Genomic DNA, 11015 nt, shown 5'->3' on the forward strand with positions numbered 1-11015 from the left:
AATTACTATGAATACAGATCCAATAGCAGATTTTTTGACGCGTATTAGAAACGCGCAAATGGCGAGACATAAAGTTGTCGAAATTCCAGCGTCAGGTATCAAAAAGGAAATCACTAAAATTTTGGAAGACAAAGGTTATATCCTTAGTCACAAAGTAGTGGAAGACGATAAGCAAGGTATTATCAAGATAGCATTAAAATATGTTGATAGTTCTCCTGCAATTAAAAAAATAGAACGAGCAAGTTCACCCGGTTTAAGAAAGTATGTCGGAGCTGACGCTTTACCAAGAGTTTTAAATGGCTTAGGTATCGCAATTATCTCTACATCTAAAGGTGTAATTTCAGATAAAGAAGCGCGCCAAAATAAAATTGGTGGAGAAGTTCTTTGTTACGTTTATTAAAAAAGTAAAGAAAATTAGTTATGTCTAGAATTGGAAATGCACCGGTTACTATAGAAAGCGGAGTAGAAGTTAAGATTGAAGAAGGATTGATTTCTGTAAAAGGACCAAAGGGCGAATTGACACAAGTTGTTGACCCGAGTATTGCAATCAAACAAGAAGGTAATACACTTACTTTCGAACGTTCTTCAGATCACAAAGATGTTCGTGCAAAACACGGGTTATACAGATCTTTAGTGAATAATATGATTATTGGGGTGTCTAAAGGCTTTTCTAAAAAATTAGAATTTTTTGGTGTAGGTTATAGAGCAACCGCTACTGGTCAAAAATTAGAAATGGTTATCGGATATTCTCATCCTGTAATAATTGAATTACCAAGTGAAATTATCTTGAATGCGGAAACGTTAAAAGGTAAACCTCCTGTAGTTACTTTGGAGTCGCATGATAAACAATTATTAGGTGCTGCAGCGGCTAAAATTAGATCGCTAAGAAAACCAGAACCGTTCAAAGGTAAAGGTATCAGATATTCAGATGAGTTTATTAGAAGAAAAGCTGGTAAATCAGCTGCGAAATAATTAAGATTATGGCTTTAAAGAAAGTTGAAAAAAGAGCGAAAATAAAACGTAGAATCCGTAAGAAAGTTTTCGGAACTACTGAACAACCACGTTTAAGTGTTTATAGATCAAACAAACAGATTTACGCACAAATTATCGATGACGTTAATGGTGTAACTGTTGTTTCTGCCTCATCTTATAAAAATAAAACTGTAGAGGGTAAAACAAAGTCCGAAGCAGCAGAAATTATAGGAAAAGATTTAGCAACTAAAGCGATTGGTGCTGGAGTTGCAAAAGTAGTTTTTGATAGAAATGGATACCAGTACCACGGTAGAGTGAAGTCTCTAGCTGACGGTGCACGTGAAGGTGGATTAAAATTTTAATAAATGAAAGCAAAAACAGTTAGATCTACGGATTTAGAATTAAAAGACAAATTAGTAACACTTAACCGTGTAACTAAAGTAACTAAAGGTGGTCGTACATTCAGTTTCTCAGCAGTAGTTGTTGTTGGTGACGAAAGTGGTGTAGTTGGTCACGGTCTAGGTAAAGCAAAAGAAGTAGTTGAAGCAATCTCTAAAGGGGTTGATGATGCAAAAAAGAACCTAATTAAAGTGCCTATTATTAACGGAACTGTACCTCATGCACAAAAAGGTAAGTTTTCAGGGGCTCGTGTCTTCTTAAGACCTGCTTCTCACGGTACTGGTGTTATCGCTGGTGGTGCAATGAGAGCTGTTCTTGAAAGCGCTGGTATTACTGATATCCTTGCTAAATCGCAAGGGTCTTCTAATCCTCATAATGTTGTTAAAGCAACAATTGATGCGTTGACGCATATGAGAGATGCAGTAATGGTTGCACACGATAGAGGTGTTTCTTTAGATAAAGTTTTCCTAGGATAAAAAGTTTTAAGAAATGGCTAAGATTAAAATAAAACAAGTTAAAAGTGCAATAAATCGTCCAATCGATCAAAAGAGAACATTGGTGGCACTTGGGTTTAGAAAACTAAACCAAACTATTGAGAAAGAAGCTACTCCTCAAATTATGGGAATGGTGAATAAAGTTTCTCACATGATAGAAATCATTGATTAAAAATTCTAATAGTAATAGAAATGAATTTAAACAATATAAAACCAGCAAAAGGAGCTACTAAAAGTGTAAAACGAATTGGTAGAGGTTCAGGATCTGGTCACGGTGGTACTGCCACTAGAGGACATAAAGGTGCTAAATCACGTTCTGGTTACAGCAGAAAAATCGGATTTGAAGGTGGTCAAATGCCTTTACAAAGACGTGTACCGAAATTCGGATTTACTAACTTTAATAGAGTAGAGTATAAAGGAATTAACCTTGATACTTTACAAGCTTTAGCTGATAAAACGAAAGTGAATGAAATCACTATCGAGTTTTTGAAAGAAAACGGCTTAGCATCTAAAAATGATTTAGTAAAAATATTAGGTAGAGGGGAATTGAAAGCTTCATTGAAAGTTTCAGCAAATGCTTTTTCTGGTTCAGCGCAAGCTGGTATCGAATCTGCAGGCGGAAGTGTAGAAACAGTTTAATGACCTAACACACACCTTGAATGAAAAAATTTATAGATACAATAAAAAATATTTGGAAAGTCGAAGAGCTTAGAAATAGAATAGGATTAACTCTAGGGTTAATTCTAATCTATAGAGTCGGTTCTTTTATTATAATTCCAGGAGTAGATCAAGCTGCACTTGCTGCAAGTGGCGGTGGTGGAGGACTTGTTGGTCTTCTAGATTTATTTGCTGGTGGTGCTTTCTCTAAAGCTTCGATTATGGCTTTGGGAATTATGCCGTATATATCGGCTTCCATTATTATGCAATTGCTCGGAATGGCCGTGCCAGTTGTACAAAAAATGCAAAAAGATGGCGAAAGCGGTCGTCGTAAAATTAATGGGTATACCCGTTTTTTAACAATTGCAATTTGTGCTTTCCAAGCACCTAGTTATTTGCAACTATATGTAATTGATCAAGGTGGTGCTAACAATCCCGCTCTTTTATGGTGGGTGAGTTCAATCTCTTTACTAATTGCCGGTACCATGTTTGCAATGTGGTTAGGTGAGCGAATTACTGATAAAGGTATTGGAAACGGAATTTCTTTGTTAATTACTGTTGGTATATTAGCTCGTTTTCCAGGTTCTATCGTTACAGAATTTGGAGCAAGAATGAGTGGTGCTGGATCAATCTTTATGTTTATAGTTGAGTTAATAGTATTCTTCGCAATTATCCTTGTTACTGTTCTTATTGTACAAGGTGTGAGAAGAGTGCCTATCAATTATGCTAAAAAGATTGTTGGTGGTAACGCTGCAGCAACACAAACGAACTCTAGAAGTTATATTCCTTTAAAGGTAAATGCTTCAGGTGTAATGCCTATTATCTTTGCACAAGCTATTATGACGGTTCCTTCTATGATCGGATCCTCAAATGTAGTCTTTGCTGCTTTGGCAGATTTTAGAGGATTCTGGTATAATTTTGTTTTTGCTTTGATGATTATAATATTTACGTATTTCTATACGGCTATTACAATCAATCCTAAACAAATTGCAGATGACTTAAAAAGAAATGGTGGTTTTGTACCGGGGGTTAAACCAGGAACAGAAACTGCAGATTTTCTAGATAATATTTTGTCAAGAATTACTTTCCCAGGATCACTTCTTTTAGCAGCAATTGCCATTATTCCGGCTTTCGCTATGATGTTTGGTGTTGGGGATGCGTTTGCAATGTTTATGGGAGGTACATCAATGCTGATTATGGTTGGTGTAGTTTTAGATACATTACAACAAATTGAAACTTATCTACTAAATAGACATTATGACGGTTTGATGGAAGGTGGTACCATTCGTGGTAGAAGAGGTGAACGTGAACTTTCAAGTGTTATATAATTAATTATGGCTAAACAAGCTTCGATAGAACAAGATGGAACCATTATAGAGGCATTGTCAAACGCAATGTTTCGAGTTGAGCTGGAAAATGGACACATGATAACAGCTCATATCTCAGGGAAAATGAGAATGCATTATATTAAAATTTTGCCTGGTGATAAAGTTAAATTAGAAATGTCGCCTTATGACTTAACTAAGGGACGAATTACGTACAGGTATAAATAAAATTAAAATGAAAGTAAGAGCATCTGTAAAAAAACGGTCAGCAGATTGTAAGATCGTAAAAAGAAGAGGGGTTGTTTATGTTATAAACAAGAAAAACCCAAAGTTTAAACAAAGACAAGGTTAAGATATATTTGAATTATGGCTAGAATCGCTGGAATAGATTTACCAAAGGAAAAAAGAGGTGTAATTGCATTGACATACATCTACGGAGTTGGTAAAAGTACCGCTGAAAAGATCTTAGATGATTGCGGTGTTGATCAAAACTTAAAAGTATCTGATTGGTCAGATGACCAAACTGGAAAAATTCGTAGCTACGTTACGGAAATAAAAGTTGAAGGTGCTTTAAGATCTGAAGTACAATTAAACATTAAACGTTTAATGGACATCGGATGTAATAGAGGAATTAGACATAGAGCTGGTCTTCCATTGAGAGGACAAAGAACTAAGAATAATTCAAGAACCAGAAAAGGTAGAAGAAAAACGGTTGCTAACAAGAAAAAAGCAACTAAATAATAGCTGAGTTATGGCGAAAGCAGGTAAAGTAAAAAAGAAAAGTGTTAAAGTTGAAGCAGTAGGCCAAGCGCATATTCAAGCTTCTTTCAACAATATTATTATCTCGTTAACCAACAACGGTGGTCAAGTTATTTCTTGGTCATCAGCGGGTAAAATGGGATTTAGAGGGTCTAAAAAGAATACTCCGTATGCGGCACAAGTTGCAGCTGAAGAGTGTACTAAAGAGGCACATGATCTTGGATTAAGAAAGGTAAAAGTGTATGTGAAAGGTCCTGGTTCTGGAAGAGAATCAGCGATTAGAGCAATTCACAATACTGGTGTAGAAGTTACTGAAATAGTAGATATCACACCAATGCCTCACAACGGGTGTCGTCCACCTAAAAGAAGAAGAGTTTAATTAAGAATATTGTAAAAAAGAGAAGATGGCAAGATACACTGGCCCAAAGTCTAAAATAGCACGAAGATTTAGAGATCCTATTTTTGGTCCTGATAAGGCTTTGGAAAGAAAAAATTATGGCCCTGGTCAACATGGTCCTAATAAAAGAAGAGGTAAACAATCTGAATATTCTATTCAGTTGATGGAGAAGCAAAAAGCAAAATATACTTATGGTATTTTGGAAAAGCAATTCTCTAACTTGTTCAAAAAAGCATCTCGTATGAAAGGTATTACGGGTGAAAACTTATTGATATTATGTGAGTCTAGATTAGACAATACTGTATTTAGATTAGGTTTATCTCCTACCAGAAGAGGTGCTCGTCAATTAGTAGGACACAAACACATTACTGTAAATGGTGAGATCGTAAATATCCCTTCTTATACTTTAAGTGTTGGTGATGTAGTAAGTGTTAGAGAGAAATCAAAATCTCTTGAAACTATTTCTACTTCAATTAGTTCTAACTATGCGAAATTTGATTGGCTTGATTGGAATCCAACATCTATGGAAGGTAAATTTTTGAATAAACCTAACAGAGAAATGATTCCTGAAAGTATTAAAGAACAACTTATTGTTGAGCTTTATTCGAAATAATAATTAATCATTATTATTTCTTAGTACGCAAATTAAATAAACCACATTGGATACTGGCCAAAGGGTTTTTTTGCAACATCTTCAAGCAAATAAACCGCGCAACTAGTTTTTCAATTAAAAAGAAGATAAATAAATGGCTATTTTAGATTTCCAAAAACCGGATAAGGTTATAATGATTGAATCGGATGACTTTAGAGGTCAATTCGAATTCAGACCACTAGAACCTGGTTACGGTGTTACAATTGGTAACGCATTAAGAAGAATATTGTTATCTTCTTTAGAAGGTTTCGCTATTTCAAATATTAAAATTGAAGGCGTTGATCATGAATTTTCTACACTAAAAGGTGTGGTTGATGATGTAACAGAAATTATATTAAATCTTAAGCAAGTAAGATTCAAACAACAAATAGAAGGAACGGATACTGAAAAAGTTATCGTTTCTGTATCTGGACAAGAAACTTTAACTGCTGGAGATATAGGTAAATTTACAACTGCATTTCAAGTATTAAATCCTGATTTGGTGATTTGTCAAATGGAACCGTCTGTTAAATTTAGCATGGAAGTTGAGATCGTAAAAGGTCGTGGGTACATGCCAGCTGAAGAAAACAAAAATGCAGGTGCTGCATTTGGTACTATTTCGATAGATTCTATTTTTACACCTATTAAGAATGTAAAATATACAATCGAGAATTATAGAGTTGAACAAAAAACGGATTATGAAAAATTAATTTTTGACATTCAATCTGATGGTTCAATTGCTCCGAAAGATGCATTGCAAGAAGCTGCTAAAATTTTGATTCACCACTTTATGTTATTCTCAGATGAGAGAATTACTTTAGATACTGAAATTAAATCTGAAACTGAAGAGTTTGATGAAACGTCGCTTCACATGCGTCAGTTATTAAAATCTAAATTGGTTGATTTAGATCTATCTGTTAGAGCATTAAACTGTTTAAAAGCAGCAGATGTTGAAACATTAGGTGATCTTGTATCTTACAATAAAAATGATTTATTGAAATTTAGAAACTTTGGTAAAAAATCTTTAACTGAATTGGAAGATTTAGTAGAAGCTAAAGGTTTAGCATTCGGAATGAATGTTTCTAAATACAAATTAGATAAAGAGTAATAAGATTAAAAAATCAGTCTGCTTATTATATAGGTAGACTGATTTTTACTTTCAAAATCCTTATGAGAAAGTTTAATAATAAAGTAAGGTAGAGTTTAAAACAAACACTAGTTCAAGTTCTATAGCAGGTTTGAACACAAATTAAAAAAAATGAGACACGGTAAAAAAGTAAACCATTTAAGCAGAAAGTCGGCGCATAGAAAAGCAATGCTTTCTAATATGGCTTGTTCTTTAATTGAACACAAAAGAATTAATACAACTTTAGCAAAAGCTAAAGCTTTAAGAGTATATGTTGAACCGCTTATAACGAAAAGTAAAACGGATTCTACTCACTCAAGAAGAATCGTATTCAAATATTTAAAAAGTAAATATGCAGTAACTGAATTATTCAGAGATATTGCGCCAAAAATTGCTGATCGTCCAGGTGGTTATACACGTATAATTAGAACGGGAAATAGACTTGGTGATAATGCTGAAATGTGTTTAATAGAATTAGTTGACTTCAATGAAGTATATGGTTCTTCAAATGCACCTAAAACTACACGTCGTTCAAGAAGAGGTGGAAAATCAGCAACAGCTGCTGCTGCAACTACTGAAGAAGCGAGTAAAGAAGAAGAATAAGTAATTTTTTCTACAAAATATTTAAAGGGTTCCATTTTGGAACCCTTTTTTTTGTGCTTTTTTTTTAATTTTTTTCTCCAGTTAAAGTCCTATAGAAAACTCAGTAAAAACGCCTAGTTCGAGAATAATCTATTTGTTTTAATCGGGCTGAAATTGATGTTTGTCTATAAAAATGAGGTGTTTATCGAAATAGATGGTTTTTTTTTTATATTTTTGAGGCGTTGAATTATTGACGGTTAAATGCTACTAACCCGTTAATAATGAGACAAGCTATTTAATAATTATAAACTAAAAAACAAATTATGCGCCTAAAAACCTACTCTCGGTTGTTTTTGGTCGTCCTTCTCGCACTGCCTGCAGTGATGTTTGGACGAACGGAGATACGGGGAAAGTCTGACTTTTCGTATTTCTACGAAAACGACGAAATCGAAAACGCGGTGAAAGTCACCGATAATGAAATGCCGGCTCCGCCTTGTCGTAATGTGACTGCTTCAGGATCATTTGAAGTGTTATATGATGGCGAGACAGTTCCAGACAATGAATTTTGTTCGGATGGGCCGGTTACTATCACACTATCAAATGTTGAAGAAGCATCCGGTGGATCGGATGACGAAGACATTCAATATGTGTGGATGTACAAAACTACTCCTGGTGGTAGTCTAAGTAGAGTACCTGGATCTGTTCCAAGTACTGAATCTAGTTTTACTGTCGAAGTATCTAGTACAATGTATTTTGTAAGATGCTCTCGACGTGCTTGTGCCGGTTCATGGCCAGGTGAAACTCCAGCAACTAAGGTTACTATTAATAGTAACCCAAGAATTGCTGTCGTTGAATTGGATCAGACTTGTGATGATGATGGTCGTTTAAGAGCGACTGGATCTGGAACATGTGCTCCTTATTCATACGAGTGGACTGTTGATGGTTCTCCTGTAGGGACAAGAACTATTTCTGGTCTAGAGCCAGGAGATTATGCTGTTACTGTAACAGATAATTATGGTTGTACTAATTCTACTATTGGAACGGTAACGTCTCCAGTATGTTGTAATGTAAATAATCCAGGAGAAATTGGATCTAATCAAACTATTTGTGCTGGAGAAACTCCTGCTACTATAGTTAGTGTTGAAGATCCTTCTGGTGGAGTAGGGCCTATTGAATATGTTTGGATGAAATCATTAGTTGATGTTCCAAATTATGTTGATAGTCCTCATTGGTCTGGTATAGCTGGAGCAAATTCTGCAAGTTATTCTCCAGGACCTTTAACTGAAACGACTTATTTCTTGAGATGTTCAAGAAATGTTGGTTGTGATGATTTTTTTACTGGTGAATCTAATATGATTACAATCACTGTTAATCCAAGTCCATCTGTTGAAGTAGCAGCAACAGAACCGACATGTGATGATTTAGACGGTGGAAATCTGACGGCAACTGCTTCTTTAGGAACAGCGCCGTATTCTTATTTATGGAGTAATGGTGAATCAACTGCAACTATTTCTGGTGTAGATAATGGTTCTTATACTGTTACTGTTTCTGATGCAAATGAATGTGCTACTGAAGCAACTGAAGTATTAGCTGGACTACCTGATTGTTGTCCAATTACTATTCCAGGTGTTATCGCTGCGAATCAAACTATTTGTGAAGGAACAACTCCTGATGAAATTACAAGTGTTTCTCCTTCTTCTGGCGGCGTTGGTCCGGTAGAATATGTTTGGATGCAATCACATGTAAATGTACCTAATATTGTTGGTAACGAAGATTGGTCGATGATACCTGGAGCAACAGGTGAGAGTTATGCACCTGGTGTATTGTCTCAAACTACTTATTACTTGAGATGTTCAAGAAATGAAGGTTGTGATATGTATTATGGTGAATCTAATATGGTGACAATTACTATAACTGAAAGCCCAGCGGTTGAAGTTGAAGTAGCTACAGCACCTACTTGTGATGCGCTTGAATCAGGTTCTTTAACAGCTACGGCTTCTGAAGGAACTGGTCCTTATACATACGCTTGGAGTAATGGTGAAACTACAGCAACAATCTCTGGATTAGCTGAAGGTTCTTATACTGTGACTGTAACTGACGATTTAGGTTGTGAAGTTGAAGAGGTTTATGAACTTCTTGGAGCTCCTTGTTGTGATGTAACTGATCCTGGTATTATAGCCGAAGATCAAGAATATTGTGGACCTACAGACGCGGCGTTAATTACTAGCGTTTCACCTGCTTCAGGTGGAGTTGGACCTCCAGAATATTTATGGATTCAAAGTGATACTTTAGTAGCTGTTATTCCTGGTGGACCTTATTGGTCTGCAGCTTTAGGAGCTAATACTGGTGAAACTTATGATCCAGGTGTTCTTACAGAAACGACTTACTTTTTAAGATGTACTAGAAATGAAGGATGCCCTGCATTCTCTTCAGAATCTAACGTTGTTACTATTATTATTCACCCAGCAGTTGACCTGAGCCTTACAGCTGAGGATTTATTGTGTAATGGTGATCTTAATGGAACTGTTTCTTCAACTATCACAGGTGGAACAGCACCATTTACATATTTATGGAGCAATGGCGAAACAACTGAATCAATTGCTGGTTTAGGTGTTGGAACTTATTCTTTAACTATTACTGACGCTAACGGATGTACTGCATCTGCTGATGCTGAGATTAGTGCTCCCGATGCTTTAACTGCTACTATGTACGGTTCAAGTGTGGCTTGTTACGGTGATGAGACTGGATTTGCAACTGCTACAGTAAGTGGTGGAACATCTCCTTATACTTATTTATGGAGTAATGGTGGAACGACTTCTACAATTTCTGATTTAGCTGCTGGAACTTATTCAGTGATTATTTCTGATGCTAACGGATGTGAATACACTAACGAAGTTGAAGTAGTATCTCCGGATTCTTTAATCCTTGATCTAAGTTCTACAGAAATTACTTGTAATGGTGATCAGGACGGAACTGCTTCAGTACTAGCTACTGGTGGAACGACTCCTTATACTTATTTATGGAGTAATGGTGAAACAACAGCTTCAATTTCTGGTTTAAGTGCAGATACTTATTCTGTGACTGTTAGAGATTCAAATGCTTGTATGGTAACAGCTGAAATTACTTTAGTTGATCCTGCCTTATTAGTAATAGATGTTACTGCGTCTGCTTCTACTTGTGATGGCGAAGGCCATGACGGTTCTGCAGAAGTGATAGTAACTGGTGGTGAAGCGCCTTATTCTTATTTATGGAGCAACGGAGCAACTACTGCTTCAGTTTCAGATTTAGATTTCGGAACTTACTCTGTAACTGTAACGGATGCTAATGGATGTGAAATGATTGACGAAGCTGTGCTTATTGGAAGACCAGTTTGTTGTGATGTAACTGATCCAGGCTTAATCGCTGAAGATCAAGAATCATGTGGACCATTCGATCCAGCAATGCTGACAAGTGTAACACCTGCTTCAGGTGGTATCGGTCCAGTTGAATATTTATGGATTCAAAGTAATGTATTAGTACCAGTTGTACCAGGTGAGCCTTATTGGACTCCTGCACTAGGAGCAAATACTGATGCATCTTATGATCCAGGAATGTTGACAGAAACAACTTATTTCCTAAGATGTACAAGAAACGAAGGTTGTCCTTCATTCTCTTCTGAGTCTAATGTTGTAAT

The 11015-nt window shown here is 35.9% G+C and carries 14 protein-coding genes and 1 pseudogene; all 15 read left to right on the forward strand.

Going from position 1 to position 11015, the window contains the following annotated elements; all coding sequences use genetic code 11:
* Positions 1–7: 7 nt before the first annotated feature.
* A complete protein-coding gene (gene rpsH, locus T367_RS0116675; protein WP_027420873.1) occupies positions 8–400 on the forward strand; it encodes a 30S ribosomal protein S8 in 393 nt (130 codons plus the stop codon).
* 20 nt (positions 401–420) lie between these two features.
* The gene (rplF, locus tag T367_RS0116680; RefSeq protein ID WP_027420874.1) at positions 421–972 is read left to right on the forward strand and encodes a 50S ribosomal protein L6; all 552 of its coding nucleotides are present in this window, start codon (positions 421–423) and stop codon (positions 970–972) included.
* 8 nt (positions 973–980) lie between these two features.
* Positions 981–1334, forward strand: coding sequence for a 50S ribosomal protein L18 (rplR, locus tag T367_RS0116685; protein ID WP_027420875.1), 354 nt, complete (start codon positions 981–983; stop codon positions 1332–1334).
* A 3-nt stretch (positions 1335–1337) separates the two neighbouring features.
* Complete coding sequence (gene rpsE / locus T367_RS0116690; protein ID WP_027420876.1) at positions 1338–1847, forward strand: 30S ribosomal protein S5; 510 nt, start codon at positions 1338–1340, stop codon at positions 1845–1847.
* 13 nt (positions 1848–1860) lie between these two features.
* Positions 1861–2037, forward strand: coding sequence for a 50S ribosomal protein L30 (gene rpmD / locus T367_RS0116695; RefSeq protein ID WP_027420877.1), 177 nt, complete (start codon positions 1861–1863; stop codon positions 2035–2037).
* Between the two features lie 20 nt (positions 2038–2057).
* Positions 2058–2504: a 50S ribosomal protein L15 gene (gene rplO, locus T367_RS0116700; RefSeq protein WP_027420878.1), complete on the forward strand. Its 447-nt coding sequence runs from the start codon at positions 2058–2060 to the stop codon at positions 2502–2504.
* A 20-nt stretch (positions 2505–2524) separates the two neighbouring features.
* Positions 2525–3850 carry a preprotein translocase subunit SecY gene (gene secY / locus T367_RS0116705; protein WP_027420879.1) on the forward strand — a complete coding sequence of 442 codons (1326 nt, stop codon included), beginning with the start codon at positions 2525–2527 and terminating at the stop codon, positions 3848–3850.
* A gap of 6 nt (positions 3851–3856) precedes the next feature.
* The gene (infA, locus tag T367_RS0116710; RefSeq protein WP_027420880.1) at positions 3857–4075 is read left to right on the forward strand and encodes a translation initiation factor IF-1; all 219 of its coding nucleotides are present in this window, start codon (positions 3857–3859) and stop codon (positions 4073–4075) included.
* Between the two features lie 7 nt (positions 4076–4082).
* Positions 4083–4199: a 50S ribosomal protein L36 gene (rpmJ, locus tag T367_RS24560; RefSeq protein ID WP_072032221.1), complete on the forward strand. Its 117-nt coding sequence runs from the start codon at positions 4083–4085 to the stop codon at positions 4197–4199.
* 14 nt (positions 4200–4213) lie between these two features.
* Positions 4214–4588 carry a 30S ribosomal protein S13 gene (gene rpsM / locus T367_RS0116715; protein ID WP_027420881.1) on the forward strand — a complete coding sequence of 125 codons (375 nt, stop codon included), beginning with the start codon at positions 4214–4216 and terminating at the stop codon, positions 4586–4588.
* A 10-nt stretch (positions 4589–4598) separates the two neighbouring features.
* Complete coding sequence (gene rpsK, locus T367_RS0116720) at positions 4599–4985, forward strand: 30S ribosomal protein S11 (protein WP_027420882.1); 387 nt, start codon at positions 4599–4601, stop codon at positions 4983–4985.
* A gap of 25 nt (positions 4986–5010) precedes the next feature.
* Complete coding sequence (gene rpsD, locus T367_RS0116725) at positions 5011–5616, forward strand: 30S ribosomal protein S4 (protein WP_027420883.1); 606 nt, start codon at positions 5011–5013, stop codon at positions 5614–5616.
* Positions 5617–5749: 133 nt separating this feature from the next.
* Positions 5750–6742: a DNA-directed RNA polymerase subunit alpha gene (locus tag T367_RS0116730; protein ID WP_027420884.1), complete on the forward strand. Its 993-nt coding sequence runs from the start codon at positions 5750–5752 to the stop codon at positions 6740–6742.
* Between the two features lie 150 nt (positions 6743–6892).
* Positions 6893–7363, forward strand: coding sequence for a 50S ribosomal protein L17 (gene rplQ, locus T367_RS0116735; RefSeq protein WP_027420885.1), 471 nt, complete (start codon positions 6893–6895; stop codon positions 7361–7363).
* Between the two features lie 302 nt (positions 7364–7665).
* Positions 7666–11015: pseudogene (locus T367_RS0116740) on the forward strand (SprB repeat-containing protein); the annotation flags it as partial.

Source organism: Crocinitomix catalasitica ATCC 23190 (assembly GCF_000621625.1).
GTDB lineage: Bacteria > Bacteroidota > Bacteroidia > Flavobacteriales_D > Crocinitomicaceae > Crocinitomix > Crocinitomix catalasitica.

Coding starts and splice junctions, on each gene's coding strand:
- rpsH (WP_027420873.1), top strand. CDS start 8: ATGAATACAGATCCAATAGCAGATTTTTTGACGCGTATTAGAAACGCG.
- rplF (WP_027420874.1), top strand. CDS start 421: ATGTCTAGAATTGGAAATGCACCGGTTACTATAGAAAGCGGAGTAGAA.
- rplR (WP_027420875.1), top strand. CDS start 981: ATGGCTTTAAAGAAAGTTGAAAAAAGAGCGAAAATAAAACGTAGAATC.
- rpsE (WP_027420876.1), top strand. CDS start 1,338: ATGAAAGCAAAAACAGTTAGATCTACGGATTTAGAATTAAAAGACAAA.
- rpmD (WP_027420877.1), top strand. CDS start 1,861: ATGGCTAAGATTAAAATAAAACAAGTTAAAAGTGCAATAAATCGTCCA.
- rplO (WP_027420878.1), top strand. CDS start 2,058: ATGAATTTAAACAATATAAAACCAGCAAAAGGAGCTACTAAAAGTGTA.
- secY (WP_027420879.1), top strand. CDS start 2,525: ATGAAAAAATTTATAGATACAATAAAAAATATTTGGAAAGTCGAAGAG.
- infA (WP_027420880.1), top strand. CDS start 3,857: ATGGCTAAACAAGCTTCGATAGAACAAGATGGAACCATTATAGAGGCA.
- rpmJ (WP_072032221.1), top strand. CDS start 4,083: ATGAAAGTAAGAGCATCTGTAAAAAAACGGTCAGCAGATTGTAAGATC.
- rpsM (WP_027420881.1), top strand. CDS start 4,214: ATGGCTAGAATCGCTGGAATAGATTTACCAAAGGAAAAAAGAGGTGTA.
- rpsK (WP_027420882.1), top strand. CDS start 4,599: ATGGCGAAAGCAGGTAAAGTAAAAAAGAAAAGTGTTAAAGTTGAAGCA.
- rpsD (WP_027420883.1), top strand. CDS start 5,011: ATGGCAAGATACACTGGCCCAAAGTCTAAAATAGCACGAAGATTTAGA.
- T367_RS0116730 (WP_027420884.1), top strand. CDS start 5,750: ATGGCTATTTTAGATTTCCAAAAACCGGATAAGGTTATAATGATTGAA.
- rplQ (WP_027420885.1), top strand. CDS start 6,893: ATGAGACACGGTAAAAAAGTAAACCATTTAAGCAGAAAGTCGGCGCAT.